Annotated in this window: 19 protein-coding genes; 9 read left to right on the top strand and 10 right to left on the bottom strand. The window is 72.7% G+C overall.

Translation table 11 applies throughout. The features are described from left to right. Positions 1-236 precede the first annotated feature (236 nt). A complete protein-coding gene (locus tag OG899_RS16310; protein WP_189428369.1) occupies positions 237-1,175 on the top strand; it encodes an RNA polymerase sigma factor SigF in 939 nt (312 codons plus the stop codon). Positions 1,176-1,346: 171 nt separating this feature from the next. Here the strand turns inward: OG899_RS16310 and hutI are convergent, their stop codons facing one another. From hutI to hutU, 4 genes are read right to left on the bottom strand one after another with little or no spacing between them, the layout of a single operon-like run. Next, positions 1,347-2,522 (bottom strand): imidazolonepropionase, encoded by a 1,176-nt coding sequence (gene hutI / locus OG899_RS16305; protein ID WP_189428368.1) that lies wholly within the window; start codon positions 2,520-2,522, stop codon positions 1,347-1,349. Positions 2,523-2,548: 26 nt separating this feature from the next. Next, the gene (locus tag OG899_RS16300) at positions 2,549-3,931 is read right to left on the bottom strand and encodes a formimidoylglutamate deiminase (RefSeq protein WP_189343503.1); all 1,383 of its coding nucleotides are present in this window, start codon (positions 3,929-3,931) and stop codon (positions 2,549-2,551) included. After that, complete coding sequence (locus OG899_RS16295) at positions 3,922-5,139, bottom strand: allantoate amidohydrolase (protein WP_125496888.1); 1,218 nt, start codon at positions 5,137-5,139, stop codon at positions 3,922-3,924. The genes OG899_RS16300 and OG899_RS16295 overlap by 10 nt, the downstream gene beginning before the upstream one ends. Next, positions 5,136-6,800 carry a urocanate hydratase gene (gene hutU, locus OG899_RS16290; RefSeq protein ID WP_125496887.1) on the bottom strand — a complete coding sequence of 555 codons (1,665 nt, stop codon included), beginning with the start codon at positions 6,798-6,800 and terminating at the stop codon, positions 5,136-5,138. The genes OG899_RS16295 and hutU overlap by 4 nt, the downstream gene beginning before the upstream one ends. Positions 6,801-6,981: 181 nt before the next feature. On the opposite strand from hutU, the gene OG899_RS16285 reads away from it, so the two are divergent. Then, the gene (locus tag OG899_RS16285; protein ID WP_189343501.1) at positions 6,982-8,364 is read left to right on the top strand and encodes a diaminopimelate decarboxylase; all 1,383 of its coding nucleotides are present in this window, start codon (positions 6,982-6,984) and stop codon (positions 8,362-8,364) included. A 170-nt stretch (positions 8,365-8,534) separates the two neighbouring features. Here the strand turns inward: OG899_RS16285 and OG899_RS16280 are convergent, their stop codons facing one another. Beyond that, the gene (locus OG899_RS16280; RefSeq protein WP_125496885.1) at positions 8,535-9,137 is read right to left on the bottom strand and encodes a hypothetical protein; all 603 of its coding nucleotides are present in this window, start codon (positions 9,135-9,137) and stop codon (positions 8,535-8,537) included. Between the two features lie 133 nt (positions 9,138-9,270). Then, the gene (locus OG899_RS16275) at positions 9,271-10,113 is read right to left on the bottom strand and encodes a MurR/RpiR family transcriptional regulator (RefSeq protein ID WP_125496884.1); all 843 of its coding nucleotides are present in this window, start codon (positions 10,111-10,113) and stop codon (positions 9,271-9,273) included. Between the two features lie 193 nt (positions 10,114-10,306). On the opposite strand from OG899_RS16275, the gene OG899_RS16270 reads away from it, so the two are divergent. Next, positions 10,307-10,747, top strand: a complete 441-nt coding sequence (locus OG899_RS16270; RefSeq protein WP_125496883.1) for a hypothetical protein — start codon at positions 10,307-10,309, stop codon at positions 10,745-10,747. 490 nt (positions 10,748-11,237) lie between these two features. Here OG899_RS16270 and OG899_RS16265 read toward each other — a convergent pair whose 3' ends face one another. Next, positions 11,238-12,629 (bottom strand): cystathionine beta-synthase, encoded by a 1,392-nt coding sequence (locus OG899_RS16265; protein WP_168132021.1) that lies wholly within the window; start codon positions 12,627-12,629, stop codon positions 11,238-11,240. 157 nt (positions 12,630-12,786) lie between these two features. On the opposite strand from OG899_RS16265, the gene OG899_RS16260 reads away from it, so the two are divergent. From OG899_RS16260 to OG899_RS16250, 3 genes are all read left to right on the top strand, one after another. After that, entirely contained in the window at positions 12,787-13,812 is a 1,026-nt protein-coding gene (locus OG899_RS16260; RefSeq protein ID WP_168132022.1) for an SGNH/GDSL hydrolase family protein, read from the top strand. 271 nt (positions 13,813-14,083) lie between these two features. Continuing rightward, positions 14,084-15,304 carry an acetyl-CoA C-acetyltransferase gene (locus OG899_RS16255; protein WP_125496880.1) on the top strand — a complete coding sequence of 407 codons (1,221 nt, stop codon included), beginning with the start codon at positions 14,084-14,086 and terminating at the stop codon, positions 15,302-15,304. A 310-nt stretch (positions 15,305-15,614) separates the two neighbouring features. Further along, positions 15,615-16,442 (top strand): hypothetical protein, encoded by an 828-nt coding sequence (locus OG899_RS16250; RefSeq protein ID WP_125496879.1) that lies wholly within the window; start codon positions 15,615-15,617, stop codon positions 16,440-16,442. Between the two features lie 165 nt (positions 16,443-16,607). On the opposite strand, the gene OG899_RS16245 is transcribed toward OG899_RS16250, so the two are convergent. After that, on the bottom strand, positions 16,608-16,919 hold the full coding sequence (locus OG899_RS16245; protein ID WP_185867802.1) for a hypothetical protein: 312 nt from the start codon (positions 16,917-16,919) through the stop codon (positions 16,608-16,610). A 101-nt stretch (positions 16,920-17,020) separates the two neighbouring features. Here OG899_RS16245 and OG899_RS16240 point away from each other — a divergent pair, with 101 nt between their 5' ends. Next, positions 17,021-17,248 carry a DUF4287 domain-containing protein gene (locus tag OG899_RS16240; protein WP_125496878.1) on the top strand — a complete coding sequence of 76 codons (228 nt, stop codon included), beginning with the start codon at positions 17,021-17,023 and terminating at the stop codon, positions 17,246-17,248. Positions 17,249-17,372: 124 nt separating this feature from the next. Here OG899_RS16240 and OG899_RS16235 read toward each other — a convergent pair whose 3' ends face one another. Together OG899_RS16235 and OG899_RS16230 are read right to left on the bottom strand one after the other, a co-directional pair. Then, on the bottom strand, positions 17,373-18,299 hold the full coding sequence (locus tag OG899_RS16235; RefSeq protein ID WP_125496877.1) for a Bax inhibitor-1/YccA family protein: 927 nt from the start codon (positions 18,297-18,299) through the stop codon (positions 17,373-17,375). A 136-nt stretch (positions 18,300-18,435) separates the two neighbouring features. After that, positions 18,436-19,611 carry a 4-hydroxybenzoate 3-monooxygenase gene (locus OG899_RS16230; RefSeq protein WP_125496876.1) on the bottom strand — a complete coding sequence of 392 codons (1,176 nt, stop codon included), beginning with the start codon at positions 19,609-19,611 and terminating at the stop codon, positions 18,436-18,438. Positions 19,612-19,989: 378 nt separating this feature from the next. On the opposite strand from OG899_RS16230, the gene OG899_RS16225 reads away from it, so the two are divergent. Together OG899_RS16225 and OG899_RS16220 are read left to right on the top strand one after the other, a co-directional pair. Next, positions 19,990-20,610, top strand: coding sequence for a hypothetical protein (locus tag OG899_RS16225; RefSeq protein WP_168132024.1), 621 nt, complete (start codon positions 19,990-19,992; stop codon positions 20,608-20,610). A 198-nt stretch (positions 20,611-20,808) separates the two neighbouring features. Then, positions 20,809-21,630 carry an AfsR/SARP family transcriptional regulator gene (locus OG899_RS16220; RefSeq protein ID WP_168132025.1) on the top strand — a complete coding sequence of 274 codons (822 nt, stop codon included), beginning with the start codon at positions 20,809-20,811 and terminating at the stop codon, positions 21,628-21,630. Positions 21,631-21,672 lie beyond the last annotated feature (42 nt).

The raw sequence follows: 21,672 nt of genomic DNA, 5'->3' as shown, positions 1-21,672 counted from the left end.
CGTCTCTCTCCCGGGTGTTGTGGCTGCTGACTGACGCCCTCGAACACTACGCCTTCCCTCCCCGGCCGGACAGCTGAACAACCGCACAGAAACGGACATATGCCCACAGAAGGCACTTGCGGTCTTGTCGGGGAAGCGGGTAGGGCTAGTAAGGACACGTACCCGACACCGCCGGCTTTGGAGGCGCCGCACACCGCAGTGCACGAACTGGCTTCGGCAGCCATATGCCGAGAACGATGGAGGACATCATGTCACCCCGGCTCGACGCCTCGCATACCCGGACGGCGACGTCGACAATCCCTCCGGACCATCTGGATCCCCCCGAGTTCCGCGACGACGTACCCGCCGGGCGAGCCGCCCCGCCCCCCGCACTGACCGGACTCCCGGACATCCCCCCGTGCGACGAAGTGGCCCCGGACGACGCCCGGGCGCTGTCCAAGACCCTCTTCGAGCGGCTGGAAAGCCTCGAGGAAGGCACCCACGAGTACTCGTACGTACGCAACACTCTCGTCGAACTCAACCTCGCTCTGGTCAAGTTCGCCGCCGCCCGTTTCCGCTCCCGCAGCGAGCCGCTGGAAGACATCATCCAGGTCGGCACCATCGGCCTCATCAAGGCGATCGACCGCTTCGAACTCTCCCGTGGCGTGGAATTCCCCACCTTCGCCATGCCGACCATCATCGGGGAGATCAAGCGTTTCTTCCGTGACACGTCGTGGTCCGTGCGCGTCCCGCGCCGGCTGCAGGAACTCCGTCTGGACCTGGCCAAGGCCGGCGACGAGCTGGCGCAGCGCCTGGACCGCGCCCCGACCGTGGCGGAACTCGCCCGCCACCTGGGCCTCAGCGAGGACGAGGTGGTCGAGGGCATGGCGGCGTCGAACGCCTACACTGCGTCGTCGCTGGACGCCCAGCCCGAGGAGGACGACTCCGAGGGTGCGCTCGCGGACCGGATCGGCTACGAGGACCACGGGCTCGAAGGGATCGAGTACGTCGAGTCGTTGAAGCCGCTGATCGCCGAACTGCCCTCGCGCGACCGCAGGATCCTGTCGCTGCGGTTCGTCGCCAACATGACGCAGTCGGAGATCGGCGAGGAGCTGGGCATCTCGCAGATGCATGTCTCGCGGCTGCTGTCGCGGACACTGCTGAGGCTGCGCAAGGGGCTGACCCTGGAGGAGTGACGGCCTGCGGGGCCTGCCGTGCCATGACGAGGGCGTCCGCTGTCCGAGGGACGGCGGACGCCCTCGTCGTACGGTCGTGCGCCCGGCGCCGTGACGGTCCTCTCGTCGTTGGACCGTGCGCCCGGCGTCGTGACGGACCTCGTGTCCAACGGCCGTGCGCCCGGCGTCGTGTCAGACCTCGCGCACGCCGCGCCGCCACACCTGCCGCACCAGCGGGACGCCGGGACGGTAGGCCAGGTGCACATGGCTGGGCGCGTCGAGGACGACCAGGTCGGCCCGGGCGCCGGGGGTCAGCCGGCCGATGTCGTCGCGCCGGAGCGCGGCCGCCCCGCCGGCGGTCGCCGACCACACCGCCTCGTCGGGCGTCATGTGCATCTCGCGTACCGCCAGGGCGATGCAGAACGGCATCGACGACGTGTAGGACGAGCCGGGGTTGCAGTCGGTGGACAGGGCGACCGTGGCGCCGGCGTCCAGCAGCCGGCGGGCGTCCGGCCAGGGGCCGCGGGTGGAGAACTCGGCGCCGGGCAGCAGCGTGGCGACCGTGCGGCTGCCGGCCAGGGCGGCCACGTCCTCGTCCGTCAGATGGGTGCAGTGGTCGGCGCTGGCCGCGTCCAGCTCCACCGCGAGCCGCACACCGGGGCCGAAGGACAGCTGGTTGGCGTGGACGCGCGGGTGCAGGCCCCGCGCCTTGCCCGCGGTGAGGATCGCGCGGGCCTGCTCGCCGTCGAAGGCTCCCTTCTCGCAGAACACGTCGATCCAGCGGGCGTGCGGGGCGCAGGCGTCGAGCATCTCGCCGGTGACCAGGGCGACATAGCCGGCCGGGTCGTCGGCGTACTCGGGGGCGACGATGTGCGCGCCGAGGTAGGTGACCTCCTCGGTGTGGCGGGCGGCCAGGCGCAGGGCGCGGGCCTCGTCCTCGACGGTGAGCCCGTAGCCGGACTTGGTCTCCAGGGTGGTGGTGCCCTGGCGCAGGGCTTCGGCGAGGTGACGGGTGAGGGTGGCCTCCAGCTCGGCGTCGTCGGCGGCTCGGGTGGCGGCGACGGTGGTGCGGATGCCGCCGGCGCTGTAGGGGCGGCCGGACATGCGGGCGTTGAACTCCTCGGTGCGGTCGCCCGCGAACACCAGGTGGGAGTGGGAGTCGACGAAGCCCGGGAGCACGGCCCGGCCGCCGGCGTCGACCCGATTGTCAGTGGCGGGTGCTTTCCTGGAGGCACCGGTCCACACGACGCGGTCGCCCTCGACGACGACGGCCGCGTCCCGGACCAGACCCAGGGGGGATCCGTCACCGAGGGAGGGGTCGTTGGTGACCAGCGTGGCGATGTTGGTGATGACCGTGCTGCTGCTCATGCTGTCCTCTCCGGTGACGAGGGGGGTCAGCCGCGGAGGGCTTCCACGGCCCGTGCCAGGGCCTGCGGCACATCGGGGACCAGCTGGTGCTGCCCGTCCCGCACGATGTGCCGCCCGCCGACGACCGTGTGCCGCACGTCCGCCGCGGTCGCGGCGAATACGGCCGTCTCGGCGCCGAGCCGCGGCGGCGCTCCCGCGGTCCTGACCGAGTCCAGTGCGACGGTGGTGAAGTCGGCGCGGGCGCCGGGGGCGAGGGTGCCCGCGTCGTCCCAGCCGAGGGCGGCGTGTCCGTCGGCGGTGGCGGCGCGCAGCAGCGCGGCGGCCGTCCAGTGGCCGCGTACGCGGGTGCGCAACCGCTCGTTCAGCTCCATCGCGCGGGCCTCTTCGAACAGGTCGATGACCGCGTGGCTGTCGGAGCCGAGCGACAGCGGGGAGCCGGCGCGTTGCAGGGCGGCGGCGGGCCCGATGCCGTCGGCCAGGTCCCGTTCGGTGGTGGGGCACATGCAGGTGCCGGTGCCCGAGCCGCCGAGCAGGGCGATGTCCTCCTCGGTCAGATGGGTGTTGTGCACGCCGGTGGTGCGCGGGCCGAGGACGCCGTGGTCGGCCAGCAGCCGGGCGGGCGTGCGGCCGTGGGCCCTGAGGCACGCGTCGTTCTCGGCGGGCTGTTCGGACAGGTGCACATGGAGCGGGGCCCGCCGCTCCTCGGCCCACCGCGCCACCGTCACCAGCTGGTCGGCGGGCACGGCCCGCACCGAGTGGACGGCGGCACCGATCCGTGCGTGATCCCGTTCCTTGAGAAGTGCACAGCGTTCGGCCCAGGCCTCGGCCGTGCCGTCGGAGAAACGGGCCTGACGGGCGTCGGGCGGCTGCCCGAAACCGGCGGACAGATAGCAGGTGTCGAGCAGGGTGATGCGGATGCCGGCCTCGGCGGCGGCCTCGATCAGCGCCTCCCCCATGGCGTTGGGGTCGGCATAGGGGGTGCCGCCGGGAGCGTGGTGGACGTAGTGGAACTCGCCGACCGCGGTGATCCCGGCGAGCGCCATCTCGGCGTACACCGCGCGGGCGAGCGCCAGGTACCGCTCGGGGGTGAGCCGGTCGGCGACGGCGTACATGACGTCCCGCCAGGCCCAGAACGACTCCGGTGTCCCGGCGCCGCCCGTGCCGGTCTGCGCGGTGCCGCGCAGCGCCCGGTGGAAGGCGTGGCTGTGGGCGTTCGCCAGCCCCGGCAGGGTCAGGCCGCGCAGGGACACGGCTCCCGGCGGCGGCACGGTCACGCCCGTGCGGACCGCCGTGATCCGGCCGTCGTGCACGTCCAGGGCGACGCCCCGCTCGACGCCCTGGTCGACTCCGTCGCCGAGCCAGGCGTGCTCGAGCCAGTAGGTCCGCTTCGGGGTGCCGGTCACCTGCAGGCCAGTCCTTCCAGTACGTCGGCGAGGGCGCGCACCCCGGCCAGGCAGTCGTCCTCGTCGGCGGACTCGGCCGGGGAGTGGGAGACACCGGTGGGGTTGCGCACGAACAGCATGGCGGTCGGGATGCGCGCGGACAGGATCCCGGCGTCGTGTCCCGCGCCGGTGCCGAGCACGGGCACGTCCGGGCCGTCGCCGCGGGCCAGGATGCGGACGAGGTCGTCGCGCAGGGCGTGGTCGAACTCGGCGACGGGCGTGCAGGACTCCCGGACCACGTCCAGGGCGACGCCGTGCCCGTCCGCGCCCTTGCGGGCCGCCTGCTCGATGCCGCCGACGACCGTGTCGAGCACGTCCTGGTCCGTGGCGCGCGCGTCGAGCCAGCCGCGCACCAGGGAGGGGATGGCGTTGACGCCGTTCGGCTCGACGGCGACCTTGCCGAAGGTGGCGACGGCTCCGGCCCGCTCGGCCTCGCGCCGGGCGGCCAGCACCGTCTCGGCGTAGGGCAGCATCGGGTCGTGGCGGTCCGTCAGCCGGGTGGTGCCGGCGTGGTTGGCCTCGCCGCGGAAGTCGAACCTCCACCGCCCGTGCGGCCAGACCGCGGAGGCCACACCGACGGCGTGCCCCAGCTCGTCCAGGGCGCGCCCCTGCTCGACGTGGAGTTCGACGAAGGCCCCGATCCGGGCCAGCCGCTCCGGGTCCGGGCCGATGGCCTCGGGGTCGTGTCCGGCGGCCTCCATGGCGCGGGGCAGGCTGATGCCGTCGCCGTCGGTGAGCCGGTGCGCCTGCTCGGCGGTGAGCTGCCCGGCGGTCAGCCGGGAGCCGACGCAGGCCAGCCCGAACCGGGCGCCCTCCTCGTCGCCGAAGTTGACGATGCCCACCGGCCTGGTGAACCGCACGCCCCGGCCGCGCAGTTCGTCCAGGGCGGCGAAGGCGGACACCACCCCGAGAGGGCCGTCGAAGGCGCCGCCGTCGGGCACGGAGTCCAGGTGGGAGCCGGTGACGACGGCGTCGCCGGCGGCCGGATCGCCCAGCCAGGCCCACTGGTTGCCGTTGCGGTCGACCTCGTGGGTCAGGCCCCGGGCGCGGGCCTGTTCCTCGAACCAGGCCCGGCACTCGGCGTCGGCGGCCGTCCAGGCGAAGCGCCGGTAGCCGCCGGAGGCCGAGCTGCGGCCCACGGGGAGCAGCTCGGTCCACATGCTGTGGAAGCTCACGCCCGCTCCCCCTCCCGCATGGGCACCCGGACACCGCGCTCGGCGGCCACGGACTCGGCGATGTCGTAGCCCGCGTCGACGTGCCGGATGACGCCCATGCCGGGGTCGTTGGTGAGCACCCGCCGGATCTTCTCCCCGGCCAGCGCGGTGCCGTCGGCCACCGTGACCTGCCCGGCGTGCAGGGAGCGGCCCATGCCGACGCCGCCGCCGTGGTGGATGGACACCCAGGAGGCGCCCGAGGCGACGTTCACCATGGCGTTGAGCAGCGGCCAGTCGGCGATGGCGTCGGAGCCGTCGAGCATCGCCTCGGTCTCCCGGTACGGGGAGGCGACGGAGCCGCAGTCGAGGTGGTCGCGGCCGATGACGACGGGCGCCTTCAGCTCGCCTCGCGCCACCATGTCGTTGAACCGTTCGCCGGCCTTGTCGCGTTCGCCGTAGCCGAGCCAGCAGATACGGGCGGGCAGGCCCTGGAAGTGGACGCGTTCACCGGCCATCCGGATCCAGCGGGCCAGGGACTCGTTCTCCGGGAAGAGGTCCAGGATCGCCTGGTCGGTCGTGGCGATGTCGGCGGGGTCGCCGGACAGCGCGGCCCAGCGGAAGGGGCCCTTGCCCTCGCAGAACAGCGGCCGGATGTAGGCGGGCACGAAGCCGGGGAAGGCGAACGCCCGCTCGTAGCCGGCGAGCTGGGCCTCGCCGCGGATGGAGTTGCCGTAGTCGAAGACCTCGGCGCCGGCGTCCTGGAAGCCGACCATCGCCTCCACGTGCCGGGCCATGGACTCGCGGGCGCGGGCGGTGAAGCCGGCCGGGTCCTTCGCGGCGGCCTCGGCCATGTCCTCGAAGGCGATGCCGAGCGGCAGATAGGTCAGCGGGTCGTGGGCGGAGGTCTGGTCGGTGACGACGTCGATGGGCGCGCCGGAGGCGAGCAGCTGCGGGACCAGCTCGGCGGCGTTGCCCAGGACCCCGATGGACAGGGGCTCGCGCCGGTCGCGGGCCTCGACGGCGAGCCGCAGGGCGTGGTCGAGGGTGTCGGCCTTCACGTCCAGGTAGCGGTGCTCGATGCGGCGGTCGATGGCGCGCGGGTCGCAGTCGATGCACAGGGCCACGCCGCCGTTCATCGTCACGGCCAGCGGCTGGGCGCCGCCCATGCCGCCGAGGCCGGCGGTGAGGGTGATGGTGCCGGCCAGCGAGCCGCCGAACCTCTTCGCGGCCACGGCCGCGAAGGTCTCGTAGGTGCCCTGCAGGATGCCCTGGGTGCCGATGTAGATCCAGGAACCGGCGGTCATCTGCCCGTACATGGTCAGCCCGAGGGCCTCCAGGCGGCGGAACTCCTCCCAGGTGGCCCAGTCACCGACGAGGTTGGAGTTGGCGATGAGGACGCGCGGCGCCCACTCGTGGGTCCGCAGGACGCCGACGGGGCGGCCGGACTGGACGAGCATGGTCTCGTCGGCCTTGAGCGTCCGCAGGGTGCGCACCATGGCGTCGAAGGAACGCCAGTCGCGGGCGGCCTTGCCGGTGCCGCCGTAGACGACGAGCTGGTCGGGGTGTTCGGCGACCTCGGGGTCGAGGTTGTTCTGGAGCATCCGCAGGGCGGCCTCCTGCTGCCATCCCAGGGCGCTCAGTTCCGTGCCGCGCGGCGCTCGGACGGGGCGGGGTCCTGACATGGTCTGCCTCCTGACGGATCGCTCCCGGGGCCCGCTGTGGCCCGTGTTATTCACATCCTCACCTCGTGAATAGAGCTAGTCAACACATCGGGGAGTCCCCGCGGCCGCCGTCCGGATGTTTGGCTGGAAGCAGGGCACGGGCACACACCGCCGCAGGCGGCGACGCGACGAGGGAGAGGGCATGAGCGACGGGCATCCGGTTTACCGGCAGCAGCGGAACGCGGACGAGGAACGGGCGGCCCGGCGGGACGCGGCGGTGCGGGCCGCGGTGGAGCAGGGCCTGCTCGGCCCGGGCTCGCCCCTCGTGGGCCTGCTCGACGTCACCGGCATCCGGCAGGCGGCCGCACGGCTCCGGCAGGCGTTCGCGGACGTCACGGCCCCCGGGACACCCGTCCTGCACGCCTTCGCGGTGAAGGCGACCCCGCTCGTGCCGGTGCTGCGACTGCTGGCCGAGGAGGGCATCGGCGCGGAGGTGGCGAGCCCGGGCGAGCTGGCGCTGGCCCGGGCGGCGGGCGTGCCCGCCGAGGCCACCGTGCTCGACTCCCCCGCGAAGACCACCGCGGAGCTGCGCGAGGCGCTGGCGCTGGGCATCGCCGTCAACGCGGACAATCCGCAGGAGCTGGCCCGCCTCGATGCCCTCGTGGGCTCCTCCGTCCCCCGCTCACCGCTCGGGATCCGGGTGAACCCGCAGGTCGGCGGCGGTTCCATCGAGGCGCTGTCCACGGCGACGGCGACCTCGAAGTTCGGGGTGGCCCTGCGCGACGAGGGGGCGCGCGAGTGGGTGGTCAAGGCGTTCCTCGACCGGCCGTGGCTGACCCGGCTGCACGCCCACACCGGCTCCCAGGGCATCCCGCTGCCGCGGCTGGCCCAGGGCATCGCCGAGACCTACCGCCTCGCCGAGGAGATCAACGAGCGGGCCGGGCGCCGGCAGATCGACACCCTCGACATCGGCGGCGGACTGCCGGTGAACTTCGCCGGCGAGGAGACCGTGCCGACGTACGCCGCGTACGCCCGGCTGCTGGCCGAGACGGTGCCGGGGCTGTTCGACGGGCGGTACGGGCTGGTGACCGAGTTCGGCCGGTCCCTGCTGGCCAAGCAGGGCACGCTGCTGACGCGGGTGGAGTACACCAAGACCGCGGGCGGCCGCCCGGTCGCGGTGACGCACGCCGGGGTGCAGGTCGCCACCCGCACGGTGTACGCCCCGCAGTCGTGGCCGCTGCGGCTGGCCGCGTACGACGCCGAGGGCCGGCCCAAGCCGGGCCCCGAGGCGGTGCAGGACATCGCCGGGCCCGCCTGCTTCGCGGGCGACCTGCTGGCCGAGGCACGCTCGCTCGCCCTGCTGGAACCGGGCGACGTGGTGGCCGCGCTGGACACCGGCGCCTACTACTTCGCGCACCACTACGCCTACAACTCCCTGCCCCGGCCCGCGGTGTACGGCTACCTGCCGGACGGCCGCGGCGGCATCGCGTTCGCGACGGTGCGGGAGGCGCAGACGGTGGAGGAGATCGTGACGGAGGCGGGCGCCGCGCACGCCACGGCCCTGACCTCGCTGAAACTGCCCTGACGCCTGCCCTGATCTGTGCCCGGGGGGGCCGGGCCCCGGCCGTGGCCGGGCGCCGGCCCTCGACACCGGACCCCTGAACCGGGCCCCTGAACCAGGCTGCCTGGACCGGGGACCCGGACGCTCTCGACCGGGGGACCGGGACGCTCGACCGCCGCGGTCCGGCCGCCGGATCAGACCAGTGCCGCGCTGCGGCGGCGTGCCCCGCCCGGGGCCGCGTCGCCCGCGGCGATGCCGGTGCTGCGGAAGCCCTTGACCGCCGGGCCCACCGGGCGTCCGCCGCGCTTGCCGAGCCAGTCGACCCGCACCCACAGCAGCACGTCCCCGGCGCGCTCCAGCCGCCCCAGCCAGGCCGCCTTCAGGCGCAGCCCGGCCCCGGCCCCGGCCAGCAGCAGACCGCCCGCGGCGGGCAGGGCCGCCGCACTCGCCAGGGCCGCCAGGAACGCCAGCAGCAGCCACCAGCGGTGCCCGCGCCGCCAGACGCGGACGCTGACGGCCCGGTCCTGCAGCACGTCGTGCCGTCCGGCGCGCACGGCCTTGTCGGCGAGGCTCTTGTACCGCCCGCGTCGGGTGCACGCCACCACGGCCGCGGTCACCAGGAACAGTGCGGCCCCCGCGTAGAGGCCGATCCGGCGTCCCGTCAGCCCCGGCACCGCCAGCCCGACGGCCGCCGCGCACACCCCGAGCCACCACAGCGGCGCCGCCCCGGCCCGTACGACGACGGCCACCCGGGCCAGTCCCCGGCCTCCGCGCGCTCCGCGACCTCCGCGTGCCACTGCCGCCTCCTTCCCTACCGGCACAGTCCCGTTCGGGCGGGCAGGCTAGCGGGGGTTCCTGAGACGAATCTGAGAGAGGGCCAGGGCGCTGCCGTGGAACGGGGCGCAGGGCGGCGACGGGTCGCTCGGCGGGTCACTCGACGAACAGTCCGCGTGCCGCCGCCGTGGCGTCGAACTCCTCCAATCGCGCCTGGGCGTCCGGCAGGTCGTCGCACATGGCCTCCAGCAGCACCCGGCCCAGCAGCATCGGCGCGCAGGCGGTGTCGAAGGACAGGCCGGTGCCCACGGCCGCGGGCAGCAGCACGTCGGAGTGCTTGGCGACCGGGGCGAACGCCGAGTCCGCGACGGTGACGACGGTCAGTCCGACGTCCTTGGCATGGGCGAGGGTGTCCACCACCTCACGCGGATGCCGGGGCAGCGCGAAGCACAGCAGGGCCGTCGCCCCCGCCCGGACGGCGGTGTCGATGCGGTCCTGGAGCATCGTGCCGCCCTCGTCGAGCAGCCGTACGTCCGGGTGGACCTTGGCGGCGAAGTACGCGAAGCCGTACGCCTGCGCGGCGGCGGCTCGCAGCCCGAGGACCGGCAGCGGGCGCGAGCCGGCGAGGATCCGGGCCGCCTGCCGCACCGGGCCGGGGTCGGCCAGCGCCTGAGCGAGGTGCCGGAGGTTCTCGATCTCCTCCTCGACGGCCTGCTGGTACTCGTTGCGGGTGGCCGGGCGGTCCACGGGTTCCGCGGGGGTGACCTCGCGCAGGTGCCGGCGCAGCGCCGGGTAGCCGTCGAAGCCCAGGGCGACGGCGAAGCGGGTCACCGACGGCTGGCTGACCCCGGCCAGTTCGGCGAGTTCGACGCTGGACAGGAACGGCACGTCGGCGGCGCGCCGCACCATGCAGTGCGCGATGCGCCGCTGGGTCGGCGTGAGCCGGTGTCCTTCGAAGAGCGCCTGCAGCCGTGCCGCAGGGCTGTCGGTCCCGCTCATGACGTGCTCCCCCTGGCGAAAGTCGTCGGACGTCCCGGAGAGTACTCCCCGACCACCTTTTATTCAGTCACCCTCAACTCTGCATGAGGTCATGCAGGAGGGGCAAGGCACGGACAGGACACCTGCTCGCCACCCCCGCGACCGGGGGTTTGCCCCAGTGTGGAGCCGGTCCGGCGTCCCTAGCCTGAGGCGCATGAGCGGATTGGACGAGCGGGGCAGCGATCTGAGGAAGGAACTCGACGCCACCCTGCAGGCCCGCAAGGAACTGGGCGAGGAGTACGACGCGGCGCTGGTGGAGTCCTTCCTGGAGAAGGTGGACCGGCGCATCGACGACGCCGTGGAGCGCCGGGTGCGCCGGCAGCTCGCCGAGCAGCGGACGCAGCGGGCCCGGGACGCCCGCGGCCCGAGGACGTCCGACTCCTTCGGCGAGCGTTTCGGGTTCGGCATCGTCTCGCTGGTGCTGGCCGTCCCGCTGTCCGCGATCGGCGGCCATGTGGCCGACCTGCCGGGGCTGATCGTGACCTGGGCGGGCATCGTCGGCGTCAACGTCGCCCACGCCGCCCGCACCACCCCGGGGCTGTTCGCCGGCCGTCGGCAGCGCACCGGCCGGGACGACGCCTGGCAGGAGGACTGAGCCGTCCCGACGACGCACGCCCCGGGCCGGGTCGACGTGCGAGAAGCGGCGAGGACGGGGGGATTGCCGGGGACGGCGCCTGCGGCCTGCGCGCGGGGACCGCCGCACCCCCATGGACTGGGGGGCGGGACGACGGCGGTCCCCGCGAGAGGACGCGGGCCCGGGTCGGGGCCGGTCCTGCGCGTCCGTGGCGTCCATGGAGGTCCGGGAGCCGCTCCGGAGGTCCCTGACGCCTATCGGCCGCCGGCCTGGAGGGGAGCCGCTCCCTCCCGCCGGCGAACACCACTGTGCCCGGCGCGTGTTAAGCGAGTGCTGCGCCCACGTGACACGCGCGTTCCACTTCCGCGACATGCGCGGTCGTCCCGCGCAGGCCGCCCCTCCGGACGCGTGCGGGCCGCACCCGCTGCCGGCCTTCGCCGAGGGTGCCGTCGCCGCAGGCCCACCACGAGGGTGCCGTGGCGGCCGGCCGCCGGCCTCCGCGCGGGGTCCGTTACTGCCGGCCGCCGCCCTTGGCCAGGAAGGCCAGCAGGTCCTGGCGGCTCACCACACCGGTCGGCTTGCCCTCCACCAGCACGATCGCCGCGTCCGCGGCACCGAGCACCGTCATCAGGTCGCCGACGGGCTCACCGGAGCCGACCTGCGGCAGCGGCGCCGACATGTGCTTCTCCAGCGGGTCGTCCAATGCGGCCCGCTTGGTGAACAGCGCGTCCAGCAGCTCGCGTTCGACGACGGAGCCGACCACCTCGGCCGCCATGACGTCGGGGTGTCCGGCGCCCGGCTTGACGATCGGCATCTGGGAGACGCCGTACTCGCGCAGCACCTCGATGGCCTGGCCGACGGTCTCGTCCGGATGCATGTGCACCAGGGAGGGGATGCCGCCGTCCTTGTCGCGCAGCACGTCGCCGACGCGGGCGCTGGGGCCCTCGTCCTCCAGGAAGCCATAGTTGGCCATCCACTCGTCGTTGAAGATCTTGGACAGGTAGCCGCGGCCGCCGTCCGGCAGCAGGACCACCACGACGTCGTCCTCGTCGAGCCGCTCGGCCACCCGCAGCGCCGCCACGACCGCCATGCCGCAGGAGCCGCCGACCAGCAGGCCCTCCTCGCGGGCCAGGCGGCGGGTCATCTGGAAGGAGTCCTTGTCGGAGACGGCGACGATCTCGTCGGCGACGGTCCGGTCGTAGGCCTCGGGCCAGAAGTCCTCGCCGACGCCCTCCACCAGGTACGGGCGGCCGGAGCCGCCGGAGTACACCGAGCCCTCCGGGTCGGCGCCGATGACCTTGACCCGGCCGTCGCTGACGTCCTTCAGGTAGCGGCCGGTGCCGGAGATGGTGCCGCCGGTGCCGACGCCGGCCACGAAGTGGGTGATCTTCCCCTCGGTCTGCTCCCACAGCTCGGGGCCGGTGGAGTGGTAGTGCGACAGCGGGTTGTTCGGGTTGGAGTACTGGTCGGGCTTCCAGGCGCCCGGCGTCTCACGCACCAGCCGGTCGGAGACGTTGTAGTAGGAGTCCGGGTGCTCCGGTGCCACGGCCGTCGGGCACACCACCACCTCGGCGCCGTACGCGCGCAGCACGTTGATCTTGTCGGTGGACACCTTGTCGGGGCAGACGAAGATGCACTTGTAGCCCTTCTGCTGGGCCACGATGGCGAGCCCCACGCCGGTGTTGCCGCTGGTGGGCTCGATGATCGTGCCGCCCGGCTTCAGTTCGCCGCTCTGCTCGGCCGCCTCGATCATGCGCAGGGCGATGCGGTCCTTCACCGAACCGCCCGGGTTGAAGTACTCGACCTTGGCCAGGACGGTCGCCTTGATGCCCTTGGTGACGTTGTTGAGCCGCACCAGCGGGGTGTTGCCGACGAGGCTGATCATCGAGTCGTGGAATTGCACCGTTGTCTCCGGTTGCTGCACAAAAAGTGGTCGTGGAGGTCCCGCCAGCGTAAGGCCTGCACGGCACGCCGGACGCCCGTTCACGCCTCGTCACGGTTGGACGACCGAGGGTACGGGGCAAGCAGACAGTGAAGGGCGGAACGGAAGGCGGCGAGGCATGACGCAGATGTCGAGGGCGAGAGTGGCCCGGCGGATCGCGGCCGGCGCCGCGTACGGCGGCGGCGGGATCGGCCTGGTCGGCGTGGCCGCCGTGGGACTGCTGCTGGCCGAGGTGCAGCTGGCCCGGCGCCATGTGCTGGGCGGCACGGACCCCTACGTCCCCTACGCGGACGGCGTGTACGGCCTCGCCTGCGACACCGCTGCCGGGCCCGCGCTGATGCTGGCCATGCTGGGCGACTCCACCGCCGCCGGCCAGGGCGTGCACCGGGCCGGGCAGACCCCGGGCGCGCTGCTGGCCTCGGGCCTGGCCGCGGTGGCCGAACGCCCGGTGCGGCTGCGCAACGTCGCCGTGCCCGGCGCCCGCTCCGACGACCTGGACCGGCAGGCGGGCCTGGTCCTACAGGACGCGGACCAGGTGCCCGACGTCTGCGTGATCATGATCGGTGCCAACGACGTGACCCACCGGATGCCCCCGACCCTCTCGGTGCGCCATCTGTCGGCGGCGGTGCGGCGGCTGCGCACGGCCGGCGCGGAGGTGGTGGTGGGCACCTGCCCGGATCTGGGCACCATCGAGCCGGTGCAGCAGCCGTTGCGCTGGCTGGCCCGCCGCGCCTCGCGGCAGCTGGCGGCGGCGCAGACCATCGGGGTGGTGGAACAGGGCGGCCGCACGGTGTCGCTGGGCGACCTGCTGGGCCCGGAGTTCGCGGCGCGGCCGAGGGAACTGTTCGGCCCGGACAACTACCACCCGTCCGCCGAGGGGTACGCCACGGCGGCCATGGCCGTACTGCCGACGGTGTGCGCGGCGCTCGGGTTGTGGCCGGCGGAGGAGGAGCGCCCGGACATCTCCCGGCGGGAGGACATCCTGCCGGTGGCCCGGGCGGCGGTCGAGGCCGCGTCCGAGGCCGGCACGGAGGTCACCCCCGCGGCACCGGCCGCACCGCGCGGCCCGTGGGCGCTGCTCAAACGACGCCGGCGCCGCCGGGTACCCGAGGAGGAGCCGGCGCCCGCCGCACCCTCGGCCTGACCGACCCGGCGACCGGCCCGCACCGCGCCCGTCGGCACGGCCCACACTCGAGGGGCAGACGCCCGCAGGACGGGCACCCGAGGACAGGCGTCAAGGACAGGCGTCCGCAGGACGGAGGAAGAAACAAGCAAGCGCTTGGAAAGCTGCGGTGAGGATCACACCGCCACGGCCGTGACCCTGCCCTTACGGGCGGGTAACTTCCAAGCAGCCTCACTGTGCCGTCCCGCGGGCGCCGTCCGCCGCCCTTCGTCCCAACGCCACTGGAGCCGTGATGCCCGAAGCCGTCATCGTCTCGACCGCCCGCTCCCCCATCGGCCGCGCCTTCAAGGGCTCCCTGAAGGACATGCGTCCGGACGACCTGACCGCCGCGATCATCCAGGCGGCCCTCGCGAAGATCCCCGAGCTGGACCCGAGGGACATCGACGACCTGATGCTGGGCTGCGGTCTGCCCGGCGGGGAGCAGGGCAACAACCTCGCCCGGATCGTCGCCGTGCAGATGGGCATGGACCACCTGCCCGGCTGCACCATCACCCGGTACTGCTCCTCCTCGCTGCAGACCTCCCGGATGGCCCTGCACGCCATCAAGGCCGGCGAGGGCGACGTGTTCATCTCCGCCGGCGTCGAGACCGTCTCCCGCTACGGCAAGGGCAACTCCGACAGCCTGCCCGACACGCACAACCCGCTGTTCGCCGAGGCCGAGGCCCGCACCGCCGCGGTCGCCGAGTCCGAGGGCACCGACTGGCACGACCCGCGCGAGGACGGCCTGCTGCCCGACCCCTACATCGCGATGGGCCAGACCGCGGAAAACCTCGCCCGCTTCAAGGGCATCACCCGGCAGGAGATGGACGAGTTCGGCGTCCGCTCGCAGAACCTGGCCGAGGAGGCCATCAAGGCCGGCTTCTGGGAGCGGGAGATCACCCCGGTGACCCTCCCGGACGGCACGGTGATCTCCAAGGACGACGGTCCGCGCCCGGGCGTGACCATGGAGGGCGTGGCCGCCCTCAAGCCGGTCTTCCGCCCCGACGGCCTGGTCACCGCGGGCAACTGCTGCCCGCTCAACGACGGCGCGGCCGCCCTCGTCATCATGTCCGACACCAAGGCCCGCGAGCTGGGCCTGACCCCGCTGGCGCGGATCGTCGCCACCGGTGTCTCCGCCCTGTCCCCGGAGATCATGGGCCTCGGCCCGGTGGAGGCCAGCCGGCAGGCGCTGCGGCGCGCCGGGATGACCATGGACGACATCGACCTGGTGGAGATCAACGAGGCGTTCGCCGCCCAGGTGATCCCCTCCTACCGCGAGCTGGACATCCCGCTGGAGAAGCTGAACGTCAACGGCGGCGCCATCGCCGTCGGCCACCCCTTCGGCATGACCGGTGCGCGCATCACCACCACGCTGATCAACTCCCTGCAGTGGCACGACAAGCAGTTCGGCCTGGAGACCATGTGCGTCGGCGGCGGCCAGGGCATGGCGATGATCATCGAGCGTCTCAGCTGACCCGCACGACGCACCGGGCACGCTCGCACCACGATCCGTGCCCCGTATAGGACCCGACGTGAAGAAACGGCTCGGAATCCGCGAAAGACCGGGATTCCGGGCCGTTTCGTGATCCGATCTCCCCCATGATGTGACCCATGTCCCTCGGAAGGGGATCATCGCAGGTCAGCAATGCGCCACCAGGTCAGGCAAACAGCATCCATACCGGAATTTTGCCCGTTTCGTGACGTTACGCACTGACAGCTGGACGGTCCTCCCTTCAAGCTGAGGTAGGAAGTCGGGGGTCGACCTTGAACCCGGGAGAACGTCAGTGAGCGCCATGCCGATCGCCCTGCTGGTCACCACAGCCGCCACCGGCGCCGTGGGCGTCGCCGTCCTGTGCACCCTGGTCAAGCTGCGCCGTCAGGTCAACGCCCTGCACGTCCAGCTCGCCGAGAACCACGCCGCCACCCGTGCTCTGCTGCCCGCCGCCCGCAGGCCCGCGGACGCCGAGCAGATACGCGCCGCCGTGGTCGAGGCGCTCGCGGAGGAGCGGGAGCGCGAACTCGCCGAGGCCCGCGCCTTCTGGGCCGCGCAGGAGGCACGCGACACGTCCGAGACGCCTCCGGTCACCGGGCTGTCCGACCTGTCGTCGGCCGACGAGGAGATCTTCCTGCCCCGCCAGGCCGACTTCTCCGCGTTCGATCGGCTCGAGCCGGTCACCGAGACCGGGCCGGAGGGCGACGACCCCGCGGCCCGCGAGAGCGGAGCGGCCGCCGGCGAGTCCGCGGAACTGGCCGCCGCCCGCCGCCGCCACCCCTCGCACCCCGACTTCACCCCGCGCCCCTCGCCGGTGACCGGCGACCACGAGCGGACCGTGGCCACGCTGGAACAGCTGGCCTCCTGCGGCACGGAGCTGACCGACGTCCGCCCCGGACCGCTGGGCACCCTCGACGTCTATGTCTTCGCCGACGGCACGACCCTGTGCATGACGCCCGGACACCGCGAGACCGCGGAGCGCCTGGCCGACGCCGTCCGCACGGGCCGCTCCCCGGTGCTGCTGGGCGGCTCCGGCGTCTCCGGCGCCTACACCCTGACCTTCTCCTGCGGCGAGGAGAACGTCTACGTCCTCGCGGACCGGATCGTCACCTCCGTGTGACGGCCCTCGGCGCCCGTTCCGGACGGCCCCGGCCGCCTGCCGGGTGACGCGGCCGCTCCCGCACGGACCGCGGCCGCCCTCGTTCTCGCGCCCGGGCGCCGCCGCACCGCACGCGAGAGACCTCCGCCCCTGCTGTTCTCCCCTCGGCCGGCCGGGCGCCGCGCCTCACACCCCCGCGCGCTTCTGCGCCTCGGTCACCAGCCGCACCGCCTCCTCGACCTCCTCCTCACAGGTCAGGACGAGCGCCAGGTCGTGCCCGGCGACGGTGAGCTGGTCCGCGGCCGCGAACATCCCGGCGTCGGGCATCTGCCGCGGCTCGCGTCCGGGAAACTCCACGAGCTGGGCCCGGCGCGCCAGTTCCCTCGCCAGCTCCAGCGCCTCGGTCGCCGCGCCACGCTGCAGCCGGCTCTGCGGCGCCGCCCGCAGCCGGTCCGCGAAGTGATCCACCGCCCGGGTCAGAGATGTCGTGTCCACCACGCCGCGAGCGTACGCGCCGCACCCGGACTGTTGCCAACGCGGCGGCACTCAGGCACGGTGGCGTGAAGGACCGGCTTCATCGAAAGCGTCCGGAGGCGCCGATGTCCCACGTGTACTCCGAGGAGACCCATCGCAACCTGCTTGCCCGCATCCCCGCATGCACCGGCCGTGAAGTGGCCGACTGGCTGCGCACCGTCGAGGAAGGCCCCGCGCTCGGCTTCGAGGAGAAGCTCAGCTGGCTCCGCCACGAGCACAACCTCTCCTACGGCCACGCCAAGGCGCTCATCCACGAGTTCGAGCTGAGGAGGGCGGCGCGCAAGCTGGTCTAGGACATCGGCGCGGACCGCGCGACGAAGCCCCAGACGAGCGGACATGGCGAAGGGCCCCGGGATCGCTCCCGGGGCCCTTCCCGTGCACCCGGCCGGCTGCGGCGCGCCGGCCGTTCAGGCCGAGCTAGTCGTTCTGGTTGAGGATGGCGATGAGCCGCAGGAACTCCAGGTAGATCCACACCAGCGTCAGCGTCAGGCCGAACGCGGCGAGCCAGGCCTCCTGGCGCGGGGCACCGTAGGCCACCCCGTCCTCGACCTGCTTGAAGTCCAGGGCGAGGAAGCAGGCACCGAGGACGACACCGACGATGCCGAAGAAGACGCCGAGAGCACCACTGCGGAAGCCGAGCCCGTCACCGCCGCCGAACACGGCGAACAGCATGTTCACCATCATCAGCAGGACGAAGCCGAGCGAGGCCGCCATCACGAAGCCGTAGAAGCGCCGGTTGACGCGGATCCAGCGCGCCTTGTAGGCGATCAGCACGGCCGCGAAGACCGCCATCGTGCCGAGCACCGCCTGCATGGCCGCACCGCTGGCGATGCGGTTGTCGATGACGCTGGAGACGACACCGAGGAAGACGCCCTCGAACGCCGCGTAGGCCAGGATCAGCGGAGCCGAGGCCTTGCGCTTGAACGACTGGACGAAGCCCAGCACCATCGCGATGAGCGCGGCACCGATGCCGAGGCCGTAGGACCGGCCGATGTTGGCGTCGTCCACCGGCAGCAGCGCCCAGGAGAGGGCGGCGGCGACCACGAGCACACCGAGCGTGGAGGCGGTGCGCACGACGACGTCGTCCATCGTCATCCGGCCGGTGGAGGCCGGGGCCTGCGGTGGTGCGCCGTAGTACAGGTCCTGCTGGGCGTACGGATTCTGAGCGTAAGGGTTCTGAGCGTAGGGGTTCCCGCTCGGCTGGGCGTACGGGTTGCCCTGCGCGTACGGATTGCCCTGTGTGCCGACAGCGGGGCCCCCGGCCTGCGGCGCGGTGTTGAAGCCCGCGTAGCCGTGGTCGCGGCTGAACCCCCGTCGCGAGAAGACCGGGTTTCTGCTCCTCATCTCACTCCTCCATGGCCGCACGGCGCGACCTTGGGTCAAGAGTAATGGACAGGCAAAGGATCGACCTGATACCTGTGGAGGATCTTTCCCTGACCTTTCGACACGACACGCTACGGCAGAGCGGTGAAGACAAGGGTCAGTCGAGCGGGAAGCCCGTGTAGCCCTCGGCGAGGTCGGCCTCGGCCGCCCGGCAGGTGGCGATCCGCTCCAGCCGTGCCAGCTGCAGACGCTCCTCGAACGCGGTGGCGCCCGGGGCGCGGTGCAGCATCGTCGTCATGTCGTAGCTGAACCGCTCCGCCTGCCACACCCGCCGCAGGCACCTGTCCGAGTAGGCGTCCAGCAGCTCCTCGGACCCGGTGCGCAGACGGTGCACCAGCGCCTTGGCGAGGGTGGCGACGTCGCCGACGGCGAGGTTGAGGCCCTTGGCACCGGTCGGCGGCACGATGTGGGCGGCGTCACCCGCGAGGAACAGCCGCCCGTGACGCATCGGCTCGTGCACGAAGGACCGCATCGGGGTCACCGACTTCTGCGTGATCGGCCCGCGCTCGAGCGTCCAGTCGTCGTCCGTCTCCAGCCGCCGCTCCAGCTCGTCCCAGATGTGCTCGTCGGACCAGGTCTGCGCGTCGGTGTCGGCCGGGACCTGGAGGTAGAGCCGGGAGACGGAGGGCGAGCGCATGGACAGCAGAGCGAAGCCCCGTTCGTGCCGGGCGTAGACCAGTTCGTCGTGGGAGGGCGCCACGTCCGCGAGGATGCCGAGCCACCCGAACGGGTAAGCCCGCTCGTACACCCGGGCCGACTCGGCGGGGATCGCCCTGCGGGACACTCCCCAGAAACCGTCGCACCCCACGACGTAGTCGCACTCCAGGACGTCTTCGCGTCCCCCGTGCCGGAACCGCACCGCCGGCCGGTCGCTGTCGGCCCCCTCCACGGCCAGCGCCTCCGCCTCGAACAGCAGCGGCCCGCCCTCCTTGAGCTGGAGGGCGATCAGATCCTTGCAGACCTCCGTCTGGGCGTAGACCATCACGGACCGGCCCCCGGTCAGCGCCGGGAAGTCCACCCGGTGCCGCCGCCGGCCGAACCGCAGCTCGATGCCGTCGTGCCGCAGCCCCTCCCGGTCCATCCGCTCCCCGGCCCCGGCCGCCCGCAGCACGTCCACCGTGCCCTGCTCCAGGATCCCGGCCCGCTGCCGCTGCTCGACGTAGGCACGGTCGCGGCTCTCCAGCACGACCGAGTCGATCCCGGCGTTGTGGAGCAGCCGGGCCAGCAGCAGGCCGGCGGGCCCGGCCCCGATGATGCCGACGGTGGTGCGCATCGGTCGTGATCCCTTCGGTGGGCGTCGTTGCCGTGACGGACGGGAGCGCGCGGCCGCGTACGCGCAGGGGCGCGGCGGGCACTGCGTGTGCCATCTCGTTCGCCTAGTGAAGTTTCCTTCACTTGAGTCGCCCATGAGTCTCCGACGGGTCTCAGGTGATGTCAATGGTCCGTGCTCGAACGCCCACAGCTCCGGCCCCGAGGCGCAGCCGAGCCTCCGGATGCCCCAGCACCCACCGCCGCGCACGAAGGCGCACTCCCCGGATGCGACCTGCCCTGTCCCGTGGCTCTAGTCGGGCTCCAGCGCTGCTCGATGCGCGGGGATGACGTTGTGGCTGATCCGGGGAGCCCCGGCCTCTACTCTCAGGAGGGTGCATTCATGGCACAAGCACGGCTCGTCCGCAGGGCCCTCGCCACGGTCACCGCGGTGGCCGCCGCAGCCCTGGCGGCCGGCGGGCCTCAGGCCGCCGCTGCCGACACGGCCCTGTCCAATCCCTACGCCTGCCAGGTCAACACGACCCAGGGTCTGCCCTACGCGCTGGGGTTCACGGCGTCGGCCCCGGACAAGGTGAAGCGAGGGGCCACTTTCACCGCCGAGATCACCCCGGCGCCCATCACGCCGAACCCCTCGCACAACGACTACTCGTACGACCTGGTGCTGCGTCTGCGGCTCCCCGACAACGCGGAGCTGCGCCAGTACCAGCTGACCGGAGGTGACACCCCGGCAACCGCGACTGTCGACGGGGACGAGCTGGTCCTGCGGGCCCCCGGCCCCTTCCCGGCCGCCGTGGCCTTCCAGCTGCCCACCGTGAGACTCACCCTCAAGGCGACCACCCGGGGCTCGGTCACCACCGAGCCGGGAGGCTCCGGTTACGACGCCTACGGATTCGGCTGGGACTTCATCCCCTCGGCGAACGAGGCCCCGCACGTTCCGACCCCCAGCACCCTGCGGTGCTACCCCAACCCTGCCCAGACACTGACGTCGACCACCGTCAAGTAACCGGCCACCACTGCGGAGGGCGCACGCGGACACTCGCGACCCGGATACCCGCGTGCGCCCTCATGGGACCGGTCCGGTTCCCGACCACCCGCCGACACCTTTCCGGAATCCCGCAATCAGTGGCATGCCAGCGACAAACGCGGCAACCTGGTCCACCACAGGTCCTCATCGACTACCGAGCGAACAGGGGGTAGCTCAGTGGACGTTCGCATACTGGGACCGTTCACCGTGCGGTTAGACGGCAAGTCCATCGTTCCCAGCGCGGCGAAACCGCGCCAGATCCTCGCCCTTCTGGTGCTCAGAGCGGAACAGGTCGTCACCGTGCCCACGCTGATGGAGGAGATCTGGGGCGACCAGATCCCCCGAAGCGCGGCCACCACGCTCCAGACGTACATCCTCCACCTCAGGCGCCAGGTGCGTGCCGCGCTCAGGGCCGAAGAAGGGATCGACGCCAAGGACGTCATCGCCACCTCGCTGGGTGGTTACCGGCTCGCCGTACGCCCCTGTTCCAGCGACGTACGTGAGTTCCAGACACTGTCGACCCGTGGTCTGAAGGCCCTGGAGGCCAACGACCCCCACACCGCCTCGGCGCTGCTCCGCAAGGCACTGGACCTGTGGCGCGGGCAGGCCTTGGTGGACGTACCGACGGGTCGCGTCCTGAGCGTCGACCTGCTCGGTCTCGAGGAACAACGCATCCGGGTGCTGGAGCAGCGCATCGAGGCCGACCTCATGCTCGGTCGGCACGCCGCCCTGCTGGCCGAGCTGCGCATGCTGGTCGCCAAGTACCCGATGAACGAGAATCTGACCGCCCAGCTGATGACGGCTTTCTACCGGTCGGGGGCTCTCTGGCGCGCTCTCAACGCGTTCCAGACCCTGCGCAAGACCCTGATCGACGAGCTCGGAGTGGAGCCGTCGTCCCGTATCCAGCGACTGCACCAGGCCATGCTGTCCGGGGAGCCGACGCTGTCCGACAACAGCCTGTCCGGGTCCTGGCACACCCTTGCTCCCTTCCCCTCCTAGGCCGGCACAACAGCACACCAACCGCGTGCGCCCCGAACGGCG

The sequence above is a fragment of the Streptomyces thermoviolaceus genome, assembly GCF_045209695.1.
GTDB classification, from domain to species: Bacteria; Actinomycetota; Actinomycetes; order Streptomycetales; family Streptomycetaceae; genus Streptomyces; species Streptomyces thermoviolaceus.
Note: the sequence above shows the minus strand (reverse complement) of the source record. Positions and strands in the feature narration are given on the sequence as shown.